The organism is Agromyces salentinus (assembly GCF_009749395.1).
In the GTDB taxonomy this organism is placed as follows: domain Bacteria; phylum Actinomycetota; class Actinomycetes; order Actinomycetales; family Microbacteriaceae; genus Agromyces; species Agromyces salentinus.
The window spans coordinates 17,307-31,895 of record NZ_WBIR01000007.1 but is presented as its reverse complement, the minus strand read 5'-3'; the positions used below and the strand labels follow the sequence as shown (position 1 = coordinate 31,895).

The 14,589-nt window shown below is 71.1% G+C and carries 13 protein-coding genes and 1 tRNA gene; 8 read left to right on the top strand and 6 right to left on the bottom strand.

Annotation, left to right across the window (positions count from 1 at the left end; all coding sequences use genetic code 11):
• Positions 1 to 4: 4 nt before the first annotated feature.
• Positions 5 to 1,120 (bottom strand): phosphoserine transaminase, encoded by a 1,116-nt coding sequence (serC, locus tag GQQ95_RS08785; RefSeq protein WP_157427299.1) that lies wholly within the window; start codon positions 1,118 to 1,120, stop codon positions 5 to 7.
• 71 nt (positions 1,121 to 1,191) lie between these two features.
• Here serC and GQQ95_RS08780 point away from each other — a divergent pair, with 71 nt between their 5' ends.
• From GQQ95_RS08780 to GQQ95_RS08765, 4 genes are all read left to right on the top strand, one after another.
• Entirely contained in the window at positions 1,192 to 1,884 is a 693-nt protein-coding gene (locus GQQ95_RS08780) for an iron-dependent transcriptional repressor DtxR (protein ID WP_157427298.1), read from the top strand.
• Positions 1,885 to 2,116: 232 nt separating this feature from the next.
• Positions 2,117 to 2,983: a C40 family peptidase gene (locus tag GQQ95_RS08775; RefSeq protein ID WP_157427297.1), complete on the top strand. Its 867-nt coding sequence runs from the start codon at positions 2,117 to 2,119 to the stop codon at positions 2,981 to 2,983.
• A 374-nt stretch (positions 2,984 to 3,357) separates the two neighbouring features.
• A complete protein-coding gene (locus GQQ95_RS08770) occupies positions 3,358 to 3,855 on the top strand; it encodes an HNH endonuclease (protein WP_157427296.1) in 498 nt (165 codons plus the stop codon).
• A 325-nt stretch (positions 3,856 to 4,180) separates the two neighbouring features.
• Complete coding sequence (locus GQQ95_RS08765) at positions 4,181 to 4,942, top strand: CHAP domain-containing protein (protein ID WP_157427295.1); 762 nt, start codon at positions 4,181 to 4,183, stop codon at positions 4,940 to 4,942.
• 257 nt (positions 4,943 to 5,199) lie between these two features.
• Here the strand turns inward: GQQ95_RS08765 and GQQ95_RS08760 are convergent, their stop codons facing one another.
• Positions 5,200 to 6,234 (bottom strand): lactonase family protein, encoded by a 1,035-nt coding sequence (locus GQQ95_RS08760; protein ID WP_157427294.1) that lies wholly within the window; start codon positions 6,232 to 6,234, stop codon positions 5,200 to 5,202.
• A 208-nt stretch (positions 6,235 to 6,442) separates the two neighbouring features.
• On the opposite strand from GQQ95_RS08760, the gene GQQ95_RS08755 reads away from it, so the two are divergent.
• A tRNA-Arg gene (locus tag GQQ95_RS08755) sits at positions 6,443 to 6,517 on the top strand.
• A gap of 95 nt (positions 6,518 to 6,612) precedes the next feature.
• On the opposite strand, the gene GQQ95_RS08750 is transcribed toward GQQ95_RS08755, so the two are convergent.
• Positions 6,613 to 6,882, bottom strand: a complete 270-nt coding sequence (locus GQQ95_RS08750) for a hypothetical protein (RefSeq protein WP_157427293.1) — start codon at positions 6,880 to 6,882, stop codon at positions 6,613 to 6,615.
• A 273-nt stretch (positions 6,883 to 7,155) separates the two neighbouring features.
• On the opposite strand from GQQ95_RS08750, the gene GQQ95_RS08745 reads away from it, so the two are divergent.
• Positions 7,156 to 8,223, top strand: a complete 1,068-nt coding sequence (locus GQQ95_RS08745) for an ATP-dependent DNA ligase (protein ID WP_157427292.1) — start codon at positions 7,156 to 7,158, stop codon at positions 8,221 to 8,223.
• A gap of 2 nt (positions 8,224 to 8,225) precedes the next feature.
• Here GQQ95_RS08745 and GQQ95_RS08740 read toward each other — a convergent pair whose 3' ends face one another.
• Positions 8,226 to 8,750: an Lrp/AsnC family transcriptional regulator gene (locus GQQ95_RS08740; protein ID WP_157427291.1), complete on the bottom strand. Its 525-nt coding sequence runs from the start codon at positions 8,748 to 8,750 to the stop codon at positions 8,226 to 8,228.
• Between the two features lie 126 nt (positions 8,751 to 8,876).
• Here GQQ95_RS08740 and ald point away from each other — a divergent pair, with 126 nt between their 5' ends.
• The gene (gene ald / locus GQQ95_RS08735) at positions 8,877 to 9,977 is read left to right on the top strand and encodes an alanine dehydrogenase (RefSeq protein ID WP_157427290.1); all 1,101 of its coding nucleotides are present in this window, start codon (positions 8,877 to 8,879) and stop codon (positions 9,975 to 9,977) included.
• Positions 9,978 to 10,022: 45 nt separating this feature from the next.
• Here ald and GQQ95_RS08730 read toward each other — a convergent pair whose 3' ends face one another.
• Together GQQ95_RS08730 and GQQ95_RS08725 are read right to left on the bottom strand one after the other, a co-directional pair.
• Entirely contained in the window at positions 10,023 to 10,352 is a 330-nt protein-coding gene (locus GQQ95_RS08730) for a metal-sensitive transcriptional regulator (RefSeq protein WP_157427289.1), read from the bottom strand.
• On the bottom strand, positions 10,349 to 10,657 hold the full coding sequence (locus GQQ95_RS08725) for a rhodanese-like domain-containing protein (RefSeq protein ID WP_157427288.1): 309 nt from the start codon (positions 10,655 to 10,657) through the stop codon (positions 10,349 to 10,351). The genes GQQ95_RS08730 and GQQ95_RS08725 overlap by 4 nt, the downstream gene beginning before the upstream one ends.
• 234 nt (positions 10,658 to 10,891) lie before the next feature.
• Between GQQ95_RS08725 and GQQ95_RS08720 the strand changes: the two genes are divergently transcribed.
• Complete coding sequence (locus GQQ95_RS08720) at positions 10,892 to 14,578, top strand: AAA family ATPase (protein ID WP_246205321.1); 3,687 nt, start codon at positions 10,892 to 10,894, stop codon at positions 14,576 to 14,578.
• Positions 14,579 to 14,589: the final 11 nt, after the last annotated feature.

Genomic DNA, 14,589 nt, shown 5'->3' with positions numbered 1-14,589 from the left:
GGGCTCAGCCGACCTGCTCGAGGACGTAGTCGATCGAGGCGGTCAGCGCGCGGACGTCATCGGGTTCGATGGCCGTGAAGGTCGCCACGCGCAGCTGATTGCGGCCCAGCTTGCGGTAGGGCTCGGTGTCGACGACGCCGTTCTCGCGGAGGATCGAGGCGATCTTCGCGGCATCCGTCGACTCGTCGAAGTCGATCGTGACGACCACCTGTGAACGATCCGCCGGATCGGCGACGAAGGGCGTCGCGACCGACGTTCGCGCGGCCCAGTCGTAGAGCACCGACGACGACTCGCGGGTGCGGGCGTCGGCCCACTCCAGCCCGCCGGACCCGTTCATCCACTCCAGCTGGTTCTCGAGCAGCAGCAGGGTGGCGAGCGCCGGGGTGTTGAGCGTCTGGTTCAGCCGCGAGTTGTCGACCGCGTTCTTCAGTGAGAGGAACTCGGGGATGTACCGATCGGATGCCGCGAGGCGCTCGACGCGCTCGAGCGCGGCAGGGGAGAACAGTGCGAACCAGATGCCGCCGTCGGACGCGAAGTTCTTCTGGGGGGCGAAGTAGTAGACGTCGAACTGCGTCGGGTCGACCGCCACGCCGCCCGCGGCGCTCGTCGCATCGATGACGGTGAGCGCGCCGTCATCGCCGGACACGCGCTGCACGGGGGCCATGACGCCGGTCGAGGTCTCGTTGTGCGGCCACGCGTAGACGTCGACGCCCGCGACCGCCTCGGGGTTCGAGCGGGTGCCGGCGTCGGCCTTGCGCACGTCGGGGGCCTCGAGCCACGGGGCACCGGCCGCTCCCGCGAACTTCTGGCCGAACTCCCCGAAGGAGCAGAGCTGGGCACGTCGCTCGATGAGGCCGGATGCCGCGGCATCCCAGAACGCGGTGGAACCGCCGTTGCCGAGGACGACCTCGTAGCCGTCGGGGAGCGCGAACAGGTCGGACAGTCCGCTGCGGACCCGCCCGACGAGGTTCTTCACCGGCGCCTGGCGGTGCGACGTGCCGAGCAGCGAGGGCCCGACGGCGGCGAGGTGGGCGAGCTGTTCGGGCCGCACCTTGGAGGGGCCGCAGCCGAATCGTCCGTCGGCGGGCAGGAGGTCGCTGGGGATCACGAGGCTCGGCATGCACCCGAGTCTAACGAGGCTCGGCATCCGGCTAGGCTTGATGACGGGCTGCGACAGGGAGGGCTTTGCTGATGACGGATCTCATCGACACCACGGAGATGTACCTTCGCACGATCCTCGACCTCGAGGAAGAGCACATCGTGCCGCTGCGCGCCCGCATCTCCGAGCGTCTCGGGCATTCGGGTCCGACCGTGTCGCAGACCGTCGCCCGCATGGAGCGCGACGGACTCGTCGTCGTCTCCGGAGACCGTCACCTCGAGCTCACGCCCGACGGGCGCAGCAAGGCCGTCCACGTCATGCGCAAGCACCGCCTTGCGGAGCGCCTGCTCGCCGATGTCATCGGGCTCGAGTGGGAGTTCGTGCACGACGAGGCATGCCGCTGGGAGCATGTCATGAGCGAGCAGGTCGAACGTCGCCTCGTCGAGATCCTGGGCGAGCCAACCCACTCCCCGTACGGCAACCCGATCCCGGGGCTCGACGAGCTCGGTCTCGAGCCCGCCGCCCCGTTCATGACCGGCGTCGTGCGCGTCACCGACGCGCTCGCCGAGAGCGAGACCGAGGTGCGCGGCGTCGTCCGCCGCCTGGGCGAGCCGGTGCAGTTCGATCCCGAACTGCTGCTCCAGCTGAAGCAGGCGGGCATCCTGCCCGGCGCCGCCGCACGGTTCGCCAGGAACGGCGGGTACGTGCTGGTCGAGGTCGACGGCGTCGAGGGCGGCCTCGAGCTCCCGACGGACGTCGCGGGTCACATCTTCATCGGCGCCTAGTCGCCCCCCGTTCGGGGGCCTCTGCGCAAGCATTTCCGCCGAACCGTGACCGGAATGTGACATTCGGGCGGCCCTCGCGTATCCTCGGTCGAGTCCGACGGCACGAAGCCGGTCGTCGGACCAGGACCGGGATCGCCTCTCAGCACCCACCGCCCGGTTCAGGACGAAGACGCGCCTCGAGCGCACCAGGTGGGACGGAGCATGGTTCCGTGGGGCGGTGGAGGAACCCGATTTGGCTCGATTCACCCCCCGTCGTCCCAATGCCCAGCTCAAGAGGAACAGCCCGAAGGCGGTCGCGCGCAAGGCCCGCGACCTGGCGGCCGTTCCGGCGCAGGACGCGACCGCGGTCAAGCCGCTCGCGTCGACCCGCCCGCTCCGGCGCGGCGCCTTCGCGAATGTCGCAGTGATGACGCTGGCCGCCGGCATCGTCGGCACCATCGCGATTCCCGCGTACGCGTTCGCGCCCGGCAGCAACGGTCCGCGATTCGCGACCAGCGACGAGACGAAGCTCACCAATGCGCAGGCCCAGTCCGTCGAGGTGGCCGAGGACGTCATCGCCGCACCCGTCACGAAGGACGGCTTCGCCGCGACCACGGCCGCCGAGATCCAGGCCGCAGCGGAAGCTGCCGCCGAGGCCCAGCGGCAGGCCGAGGAGGCCGAGGCGGCCCGCGTGGCCGCCGAGACCGCGATGACCTCGTACGCGGCGTCGTACTCCGGGCCATCGGTCGGCGAGTTCCTCGAGAGCCCGCCCTACCCCGCCTACGACCTCGCCAGCGTCTACAACGTCGCGACCCAGTACATCGGCACGCCGTACGTGTACGGCGGCGCCACGCCCGCCGGGTTCGACTGCTCCGGCTTCGTGATGTACGTCTACGCGCAGTTCGGCATCGGCATGCCGCACTCCTCGGCCGGGCAGGGAGCGATGGGCACGCCGATCTCCGAGGCCGACGCGCAGCCGGGCGACCTCGTCATCATGGACGGCCACGACGGCTTCTACGCCGGGAACGGCATGATCCTCCACGCGCCGTACGAGGGCGCCTCGGTTCGCGTGCAGCCGATCTGGACGAGCGACTACACGATCGTCCGCATCGGCATCTGAGATGTGAACATCGGATGACACGACCTGTGAATGGCACGCCGGGATGTCCCGGCGTGCCATTCATGTCGTAGCCTGAAGGCCTGACGATCCGAGATCCGGGCGAGGGGAACGCCGATGGTTCGCACGCGCAGCATCCATTCCGCGGATGCGCGCGCGCAATTCCACCAACGGCGCAGTAGTCAGCCGATCACCAGCCGAGCCGACGTTTCGACGGGCACTGTCTTCATGACGGTGCCCGTTCTGCGTTCTCCGGCCGGTTCGGCGTCGACACGCGGCATCCGCCCCCTTCATGGCCTCACGCGACCCGCACGTCGCCGGAGCGTCGATCCGTTCACGCGGCTGGAAGCCATCCAGCCCCGATCGAAAGGCACTCCATGCGCACACTCGTGCTGAACGCGGGCTACGAACCGCTCGCCGTCGTCTCCTTCAAGCGGGCCCTCCTGCTGGTCATGAACCAGAAGGCGACCGTCATCCGCCACGACGAGGGGAACCCGGTCTGCGCCGCGAGCGGGTCGTGGCAGCGGCCGAGCGTGATCATCCTCACCCGCTACGTGCGCACCCCGCGCGTGCACGCGGTGCCGGTGAGCCGGCGGGGCGTGCTGCGCCGCGACGAGCACCGGTGCGCGTACTGCGGCCGGTCGGCGGCCACGATCGACCACGTGCTGCCGCGGTCGCGCGGCGGGCGCGACACCTGGGAGAACCTCGTCGCGTGCTGCCTGCGATGCAACAACCAGAAGAGCGACCACACGCCTGCCGAGATGGGCTGGGAGCTGCGATTCACGCCCAGGATGCCGCATGGCCGCAGCTGGGTCGTGCGCGGCTTCGAGCGGCCGCTGCCGCAGTGGGACGAGTATCTCGCGAACGCCGCATGACGTCGGAGTGACTTCGACGCCGGGTTGCCCTATGGTGGATCCAGTCGCCGGACGACCCGGCCGATGCGACGACGCACGTAACCCGATCTGGGCCTGACAGGGCCTCGAACGGCGTCCGGAGGATCGACTCTTGCACGAAGGTGAGAACGCCGAGCTGCCATCGCGCTCGCAGCGGCGCGCGGCGGAGTCCGCGAGATCGCGACGATCGATGCCCTCGCAACCGGCTCGCGCGCGCACGCGCGATTCCGCCCGTGCCGTGCGGCGTGCCGCGGCGTCAGTTCCGCCCACCCCGATCCGTCAGAATCCCGACGCCGCGCCGCCCGCCGTGAGCGCGGTCCGGCCGTCCTCCGTTCGACGCAACCGCCGCCCGCTGCGCGTCTTCGCCACGGTGCTCGTCGTCCCCGCCATCGTGGGCACGGTCGCCATGCCGGCGTATGCCTTCATGCCTGCGGGCGACCTCTTCGAGCCCTCCGGAGTCTTCAGCTTCGCCGTCGCCGAGGCGCAGGACGTGGACGTCTCCGCCGACGCGTCGGGTGCCCCCGTCTCGCACGACGCCTACTCCGTGACGACCAAGGCCGAGATCGAGGAAGCGGCGCGCTCCGCCGAGGAGGAGGCGCAGGCGGCGTGGGCCGCCGAGCTCGCCTCGCGGGGCGCCGGCGCCTACGCGATCTACACCGTCAAGGCCGAGGGCGACGACTACCCCTGGTGGGACCAGATCCCCGACGACTACGGCGGAGGGCTCTCGCCGCTGCGCTACTACTACCGCGAGTGCGTCGACTTCGTCGCGTGGCGCCTCAACCGCGACGCGGGCTCGACCGGGGCGCCCTGGAAGTGGGACTGGTCGAACCTCGCCTCGGGCAGCGCCTATGCCTGGGCCGACGAGTGGGTGGCCCACGGATGGCCGACGAGCGACGTCCCGGTCGTCGGTGCGGTCGCCTGGTTCCCGTACAACCATGTGGCGTACGTGCAGTCGATCAACGGCGACGGCACCGTCAACATCGAGGAGTACAACCAGAACTCCGATCACTCCTACCACCAGCGCACGATCCCGGCCGGATCGGCGCTGTACCTCTACCCGCCGACCTGATCCACGCGGGGCTCCCCGCCGCCCGCTCTCTCGTGGACTGTGACGATGTGGCGAAAACCGCCGTCGATGTTGGACGACACGGACAATGAGGGCACGGCGTCGCTCCCGTAGCGTTGGGTGCCATCCCACGCAGAGACAGGTGACCGCGATGACGCAGCCCTCGGAACAGGTCCGACTCGAGGAGAACCCGTTCGTCGACGAACTCTCGCCGACGACGTCGGCGATCGTGGTGCTCGGCTACAACTGAGGCGCGGCGCTCACGGCAGGCGTGCGAGGCAGCCCGGCGCCGGCGTCGAGACCGTGGAGGCCACGCCGGTCGGAACGCCGTCCGCGAGGGCGAGCACGGCGATCGAATCCGACGCCTGGTCGGCCACGAGTGCGAATCGTTCGTCGTGCGTGATGTGCAGGTCGCGGGGGTGGCGGCCGCCGGTGGGGATCGAGGCGACCCGCTCCACTGTTCGGGCGCCGGCGTCCAAGCGCAGGGCCACGAGGGCGTCGGCGTCCCGGTCGCCGATCAGCACCGTGCCGGACGCCGTGAGCCGGATCGCGGAGAGGCCGAGGCCGCGCGGGGTGATGCGTTCGTCGACGGGGTAGGAACCCAGTTCGCGGCCCTCGACGAGGTCGATGACGCTCGCCGTGCGGTCGAGTTCGTTCGCGACGACGGCCAGGTCGCCGGCGATCACGAGGTGCCGAGGGCCGGCGCCCGCATGGACCGCGATGTCGCCGGCGTCCAGTCCGTCGCGCCCGAGCGAATCGGGCATCGAGGTCAGGTCGAGCACGCGGATGCGGTCGGATCCGAGGTCGGGCACGAGCAGGCGCGACCTGGCCGCGTCGACCACGACCTGATGGGGATGCGAGGACTCCTGCCGGGAGCGGTCGGGCCCCGAGCCGCTGAACGCGACGGAGAGCACGGCGTCGGCGGCGGCATCCGATCGCAGCCGATGGGCGGTCACGCGACCGCCGGAGTAGTTGGCGGCGAATGCCCACTCGCCGCCCTCGTCGAAGGCGACATGGCACGGGTCGGCCGCCCGGGTTCCGCCCGCGCGGCCGAAGGGCCGTACCGTGTCGCCGTCGAGGCTCCAGGCCGAGAACCGGCCCTCGGCGAGTTCGTGGACGATGGCGACCACGCCGGCGGGGGACACGGCGAGGTACATCGGGTTCTCGCCGACCTCGATGGGCTCGCCGAGCGTCGTGCCGCCGTCGGGTGACACGTCGAGGGAGCGGATGCCGCGGGCGGGCGAGCCGAGCGCGCCCGTCGTCGAGGCGCCGACCCAGAATCTCGTGCCGCTCATGATGCTCCCGTTCGGTCGTGGCGTGCCGATTGACTCTCGCACATCGACGTCATCGCCGCGCGCAGGCGGCCGTCGGACAGGCTATCGCGGACCCGCGACCTCCAGCGGTCCGCGCTCGGCCCCTCCCGGAGACGACCCGGATCGTCGGCTTCATCGACCCTCGGGCCGTCCTGCCCGCCCGCACGGGCCGGGTAGACTTCTGCGGTCAGCCTCTGTAGCTCAATGGAAGAGCAGTTCCGTCCTAAGGAAAGGGTTGGGGGTTCGAGTCCCTCCAGGGGCACCATGGCCCGTGACGAACCGGTGCCGCGTCGTGCCGGCATGGCGCCGAGGTCTCGTCGGGCGCCCGCCGGAGGCATCCGTCCGCTCCCTCGGTCGTGGTCAGGCCCAGTCGATCGCGTGCGCCCAACCGGAGATGTACGCGCGTTCGTTCGCACCGAGGCGTGCGCCGAGCGGCGCGCGGTGCACGTCGAGACCGCAGACCTCGAAGATCCGGCGCACGGTGAACGGACGCAGGGGAGCGGCGGGGTTCGCGAGGATCTCCCGCTGGAGCCCCCGGTCGAGCAGGGTCCACCAGCTGCCGATGGGAGGGAGTCCCTGGGCGGGCAGGTGCGCGTGCGAGCGCGACGGATTGTCGAGCACGGAGCTCATCGTGTGAACCTCCGGGTGGGTTCCTGGGGCGCGAGTGCGGCCGTGGTCAGGGCGCGCGCATCGGCGGTGAAGTGGTGGTGCATGGTGTGTTCCTCGTTCCGGTCGGCCACATCGTCGGGGGCGACCGGGATAGACCTTACGGCACGAACCCGAACGTGGAACGGGGCTTGATCGCACGCCATCGGGGTGGTAATCACTGCGGATGCCGGGCGGTGCGTCGCGCGATCATGGGCGGGGCTGCGCCGCCGACCTCTCCGGGAGCATGATGGAGCGATGGACCTGCCTGTGATGCCGCCCATCGCGCCCATGCTGTCGAAGGCCGTCAAGGAGATCCCGGATCTCGGCCATACCGAGCCCAAGTGGGACGGCTTCCGCACGATCGTGTTCCGCGACGGCGAGGAGATCGAGCTCGGGAGCCGCAACGAGAAGCCGATGACCAGGTACTTCCCCGAGCTGGTCGAGGCGCTTCGCGCGAACCTGCCCGAGCGGTGCGTGGTCGACGGCGAGATCATCCTCGTGCGGGACGGACGCCTCGACTTCGACGCACTGCAGCAGCGGATCCACCCGGCCGCCTCCCGCGTGAAGCTGCTGTCCGAGCAGACTCCGGTGTCGTTCGTCGCGTTCGACCTGCTCGCCCTCGGCGACGACGACCTCATGCAACGCCCGTTCGGCGAGCGCCGGAACCTGCTCGTCGAGGCGCTCGCCGCGGCATCCGACCCGGTGTTCGTCACGCCCGCGACGGCGGACCTCGCCGAGGCCCGCGAGTGGTTCACGCGGTTCGAGGGCGCCGGACTCGACGGCGTGGTCGCGAAGCCGCTCGACGGGGCCTACCTGCCCGACAAGCGCACGATGTTCAAGGTCAAGCACGAGCGCACGGCCGACTGCGTGATCGCCGGCTTCCGCTGGCACAAGACCGGCGACGTGGTCGGCTCCCTCCTGCTCGGGCTCTACGACGACGACGGGCGCCTGCACCACGTGGGCGTCGCGGCGTCGTTCCCGATGGCGCGACGGGCGAGCCTCGTCGCCGAACTCGAGCCGTACATCGAGACCGACCTGTCGCGGCATCCGTGGGGCGAGTGGGCCGACCCGGACGCGCATCAGGGCTCTCGCATGCCGGGCGCCGTGAGCCGATGGTCGGGGGGCAAGAACCTCTCGTTCGTGCCGTTGCGACCCGAGCTCGTGGTCGAGGTCGGGTACAGCCAGATGGAGGGCGACCGCATCAGGCACACCGCCCAGTTCAAGCGGTGGCGGCCCGACCGGGATGCCGCCTCCTGCACGTACGCGCAGCTCGAATCGCCCGACGGGCTCGACCTGGCGCAGATCCTGCCGGTGGACGGCTGAGCTCAGATCACGGCGCGCAGGCCGGCCGAGAGCGCCGTGTGGTGCTCGAAGACGAGGTTGGTCTCGGTGAGGGCCACGGCGGGGTTGGCCGAGAGGTTCTCGAGCACGAACTGCCGGACGTGATCGCTGTCCCGAACGCGGACGTGGATCAGGAAGTCCTCGGTGCCGCCGAGGAAGAAGAGCTGGGCGACCTCTGGCTCACGTCGGAGCTCGTCGGAGATCTGCTCCATGAGGTGGCGCGCGCCGGGGCGGATGCGCACGCTCACGAGCGCCTGGAGGGTGAAGCCGAGGGCCACCGGGTTGATCTCCGCGGTGTAGCGCACGATGACGCCGCGCTCCCGGAGCGATCGCACCCGCGCGAGGCAGGTCGACGGGGAGACCCCGACGGCGCGGGCGAGGTCGATGTTCGGGATGCGGGCGTTCTCGTGGAGCCGCGCGATGATGGCGCGATCGAGCTCGTCGAGGGTGACGGCGCCCGCCGGGGTCACCGATCGGGTTGTGCTGATCTGCGGCGAATCGCCCTCCATGCGGCATCCTTCCGAACTTCTGCGCAAGACACCTCAACTCTACCGAATTCCGTGCGGGCGTTCTTCCTATCTCACGAATAACAGGCGACCATGAGGGAAACCACCCAACTTCGTTCGGAGTCCCTCATGTACATCGGCGTACCCGCTGAGATCAAGAACAACGAGTTCCGCGTCGCCATGACGCCCGCCGGCGTGCACACGCTCGTGCAACGCGGCCACCGCGTCGCCATCCAGGCGGGCGCGGGTACGGGCGCCGGCTTCGCCGATGCCGAGTACATCGCCGCCGGGGCCGAGATCGTCGGCACCGCTACCGAGGCGTGGTCGGCCGACCTCGTCCTGAAGGTCAAGGAGCCGATCGAGGCCGAGTACGGCTTCCTGCGCGAGGACCTCACGCTCTTCACCTACCTGCACCTCGCTGCGGACCTTCCGCTGACCCGCGCCATCCTCGACTCGGGGGTCACCGCGATCGCCTACGAGACGGTCCAGCTGCCCGACCGGTCGCTCCCGCTGCTCACCCCGATGAGCGAGGTCGCCGGGCGGCTCGCCCCCCAGGTCGGCGCGGCCGAACTGCTCGCCTCCAAGGGGGGAGCCGGCGTCCTGCTCGCGGGCGTGCCCGGTACGTCGCCCGCGAAGGTCATCGTCATCGGCGGCGGCGTCGCCGGCGAGCAGGCGGCGGCCACCGCGCTCGGCCTCGGTGCCGACGTCACGGTCTTCGACATCTCGCTGCCCAAGCTCCGCGAGCTCGACGCGCGGTACGACCACCGCATCCACACGCTCGCCTCGTCGCCGTACGAGATCGCCCGCCAGGTGAAGGACGCCGACCTCGTGATCGGCGCCGTGCTGGTTCCCGGCGCGGCGGCCCCGAAGGTCGTGACGGACCAGATGGTCGCGCAGATGAAGCCCGGCGCCGTGCTCGTGGACATCGCCATCGACCAGGGCGGATGCTTCGAGGGGTCGCACCCGACGACGCATGCGGAGCCCACGTTCCGGGTGCACGACGCCATCTTCTACTGCGTCGCGAACATGCCGGGCGCCGTCCCCGCCACGTCGACGCCGGCGCTCACGAACGCGACCCTCCCGTATGTCGTGCGCATCGCCGACCTCGGGTGGAAGGCGGCGCTCGACGCCGACCCCGCGCTCGCGAAGGGGCTGAACGCCACGGCCGGCCGCCTCACGAACGAGGGCGTCGCCCTGGCGCACGGCCTCGAGCTGCAGTCGGCCCGCTGAGCACGGGCGGCCGGGCGCGGCATCCGTCGCCCGTGGGAACGGTGCTCAGGAGAGCGTCAGGAACAGCTTCTCGAGTTCGTCGACGGTGAGGCGGTCGCGGGCCGTTCCGCCCGTGGGGGCGACGCCGCGCGCCGCCGGCGCCGCGGCGGTGGCCTCGTCGGCCAGGCAGTCGCGCATCGCCGAGGAGATGATCGCGAAGCCCGCCTTGTCGAGTGCGCTCGACACGGCGGAGAGCTGCGTCACGACCGTGCGGCAGTCCTCGCCCGACTCGACGGCGTCGATGACCGCGTTGAGCTGGCCGCGGGCGCGCTTCAGCCGGTTCAGGATGCGGCGCTGCGCCTCGTCGGCGGCCGAGGCGGCGGCCGGGGCCGTCACGGCGTGCTGCCGAGTTCGACGGGCAGCCCCTGGCGGTACCACTCGAGGATGCCGCCCGAGATGTTGACGGCGTCCACGCCGATGCTCTCGAGGTAGACGGTCGCCTGGGCGCTGCGGCCGCCGACGTGGCACAGGGTGTAGACGGTCGTGTCGCGCGGGAGCTCGTCGACCCTGGCGACGAGCTCGCCGAGCGGGATGTGGATGGCGCCCTCGATGCGTGCCTGCTCCAGCTCGTGCGGCTCGCGCACGTCGAGGATGACGGGGCCGTCGAGTGCCTCGACCTCGGCGGGGGTGATCTCCTGCATGGCGGCTCCTTCGGGTCGATCTGCTGCGCGGAAGGGGCACAGCGTAGGGCAGGCGTCGAGGCTACCACGATACCCAGGGGGTATCTGAACAAGCATCCGACGGCGCTGCATCCCACGAAACGGTCGTTCGGGCCTTATCGTGTCCGTGTGCGGCGGCTCGATCGGAATGAAGAAGAGGATGTGCTCCTCGATGCGGAGACCGATGCCGTCGCCCGAGCACTCACCCCGGAACACATGTCACAGAACCTCACGAGTCCCCACAGCCTGAGCCTCGGCGACCCCGACCTCGTCGCAGGCAACGTCGCCGAACCCGCCTGGCATCGATGGCAGCGCGAGTTGGAGACGGTGGGCGGTCGATCCCCGCTCGTGCGATTCATCGACACGCCGAGGACGCGCATCGAGCTCTCGACGACCCACCCCGGCGGACTGCCCCAGTTCATCACCGGGCGTTCGACCCTGCTCTCGAGCCTCATCCGCGACGAGCTCGCACTGCGGAACGCCAAGCTGGCCGCCGCCGAGATCACCCAGAAGGGCGTCGAGCTGCGGTCCGTGCGAGGGATCGAGTCGGTGCACCTCGCGATCGGGCTCGCCTCGTGGCGCAATGCCGGCGAGGAATTCCTCGCCCCGGTCCTGCTGCGTCCCCTCGCCATCCGCCGGTACGGGCGCGACTTCGAACTCAAGCTCAAGGGCCAGCCGTTCCTGAACCCCGCGCTCGCGCGGGAGCTCCGACGACAGTTCCAGATCACGCTGGACGCCGACGCCTTCGTCGCGCTCGCGATCACCAACGGCGTCTTCAAGCCGCAGCCCGTCATCGACCGCCTGCGCGGGCTCACGAGCCACCTGCCGTGGTTCCAGGTCGCGCCGCGCCTGGTCGTGTCCTCGTTCGCCGAGGTGGGCCCCTCCATGGCCGACGACGCCACGAGCCTCGACCACCCGCTCATCGACGCCATCGCCGGCAACCCCGCCGCCAAGGCGAGGTACGCCGACACCGGCCAACGGGCACGTCCGGTGCCCCAGGACGAACGGCCCCCGTCGACCGACACCCTCCTCCTGGACGCGGATCCCGAGCAGGAGCGCGTGATCGCCGAGATCGAGGCCGGAACGTCGCTGGTCGTGAAGACCCTCCCCGGCACCGGCGGCACGCAGACGATCGTGAACGCGGTCGGGTCGCTCGTCGCCAAGGACCAGCGCGTCCTCGTGGTCGGTGCGCGCCGCGCGAGCCTCGACGGCATCGCGCACCGGCTCGGCCAGGTCGGACTCGGCGGCGCCGCCGTCACGACCACGGCGCTGCGACGCGACCTGATCTCGTCGATCTCGCGCAACGAGAAGGTCGAGCGGCCGAGGGTCGCCGACGTCGACGATGCGCTCGTCCGGCTCCGCAAGGCGCTCGTCGACTACCGGTCCGCCCTCACCCGCCGGGATCCCGCACTCCACGTCTCCGTGCTGGACGCGCTCGGCGAGCTCGCGCGACTCGCCCTCCTGCCCGAAGCCCCCTCGACCACCGCCCGGCTCGGACATCCGTCCCTCGTCGCGCTCGCCGAGGGACGCGACCGGGTCTCCCGCGACCTCGTCCGCGCCGCAGCCCTCGGCGAGTTCAAGTACGGACCGGGGGACTCGCCCTGGTACGGCGCCTCGTTCACCTCTTCCGAGGAGGCGACGCGTGCCCACGAGCTCGCGAAGCGGTTGAGCGGCACCGACGTGCCCCGGCTCATCGATCGCGGCCGCGCCCTCATCGCCCAGACGAGGCTCCGCACGTTCGAATCGGTCGCGGAGCTCGGCGTCTTCCTCCGGCTGCTGCTCGACGTGCGCGAGACGCTCGACCGGTTCCGGCCGTCGGTGTTCGACCGCCCGCTCGGCGAGCTCATCTCCGCCACGGCGCCGCGCCGCGAGTCGCCCGGCATGTCGGGGGCGAACCGGCGACGCCTGCGCCGGCACGCCCTGGAGTACGTGCGCCCGGGCGTGCACGTGACCGACCTCAACGCGGCACTCCGCGGCATCCAGCAGCAGCGCACCCTCTGGCAGCGCTACTCCGAGGCCGGATCCATCCCGGCCGTGCCCGTCGGGCTCGACGACGTCCACGTGGCGTACCGGTCGGTCGAGGGCGACCTCGCCCTGCTCGACACCCCGCTCGGCCTGAGCGGCACGCCGCGCCGCCTCGTGGCCCGGCCCGTGCGGGACCTCACCACGATGCTCACCGGTCTCGCCGCGGAGTCCGAGGTGCTCGCCAACCTCCAGGAGCGCACCGCCCTCCTCGCGAGCCTGCGGGACCTCGGCCTCGACCCGCTGCTCGTCGACCTCGCGAAGCGGCACGTGCCCGAGCACGTCGTCGAGGCCGAGCTCGAGCTGGCCTGGTGGCAGTCGGTGCTCGAGCAGATGCTCGCGACCGACACCGCCCTGCTCGGCGCCGACACGGCCCTGCTCGATCGCCTCGAGGGCGACTTCCGCCTCGTCGACGAGGCCCATGCGTCGTCGGCCGGCCCGCAGCTCGCCTGGCACCTCGGCGAGAACTGGAAGGTCGCCCTGGTCGACCACCCCGACGAGGCGGAGCGCCTGAAGCGGATGCTGCGCGGCGATCGCGTCGACGGCCGCACGCTGCAGCGCGAGACGCCGCACCTGTTCCGCACGCTCGCGCCGATCTGGCTCGCCTCGCCGTACGACGTGGCTGCCATCGATCCGTCGATCACGTTCGACACGGTCGTGCTCGTCGACGCGGGCTCGACGACGATGGCCGAGAACCTCGGCGCCATCCGACGGGCCAAGCAGGTCGTGGCCTTCGGCGACCCGGTCACGCAGACCCCGACCCTCTTCGAGACCGGCCTCGACGACCCCGACGCCACGGATGCCGCGACCGGCCGGGCCGCCGAGGTCGACGGCGTCGACGCGCTGCACGCGGACTCCGCCCTCGCCCGGCTCGGCGAGCTGCTCCCGACGATGACCCTGACCCGCAGCTACCGCGCGGGCGGCGAGGACCTCGCCGAACTGGTCAATCGCCGGTTCTACGGCGGCCGCATCGAGTCGCTGCCGTGGGCCGGCAGCTTCCTCGGCCACGGCAGCCTCGGACTGCACTACGTGCGCGGCAACGGGCTGCCCGACCAGGTCACCGGCACCGTCGAGTCCATCGATTCCGAGGTCGCGAAGGTCGTCGAGCTCGTGATGGAGCACGCCGTCAAGCGCCCGCGCGAGTCGCTCATGGTCATCACCGCGAGCGCCAGGCACGCCGCGCGCGTGCACCAGGCCGTGCTCGCCGCCTTCGCGAAGCGCACCGATCTGTCGGACTTCATCCTCAAGGACCGAGCCGAGCCGTTCACCGTGCTCACGCTCGAGCAGTCCGTCGCGCAGAGCCGGGACCGCGTCATCTTCTCGGTCGGGTACGGACGCACCCCGCATGGGCGGCTCCTGTCGAACTTCGGGTCGCTCGGCGAGCCCGGTGGCGACCGCCTCCTGGCGGTCGGCATGACCCGCGCCCGGCGCTCGATGGACCTCGTCTCGGCGTTCCGCCCCGACGACATCGATGCCGACCGGCAGTCGCACGGCGTCCTCGCGCTCGCGAGCATCCTGAGCCAGACCGAGGAGCGTGCCGCCGAGGGCGTCAACGGGTCGAGCGGGTCGTCGATGCTCGACGACCTCGCGGCCAGGCTCGAGCGCCGCGGCATCCGCATCTCACCCGGCCACCGGGGTCGCCTCGCACTGGCCGCCGCCAACGCGGGCAAGGCCGTCGTGGTCGAGACCGATGAAGTGCTCACCGGATACAGCCTCCGCGAGTCCCTGCGCCTCCGGCCCGACGTGCTCCGCAGGCTGGGCTGGCACTACCTCCGCGTGCACACCTTCGAGCTGTTCGGCAACCCCGAGGCGGTCGCCGACCGCGTCGCCACGCTGCTCGGCAAGCCGCCCGTGCTTCCCGTGGACGCCGCTTCGGAATGAACGACGAACGT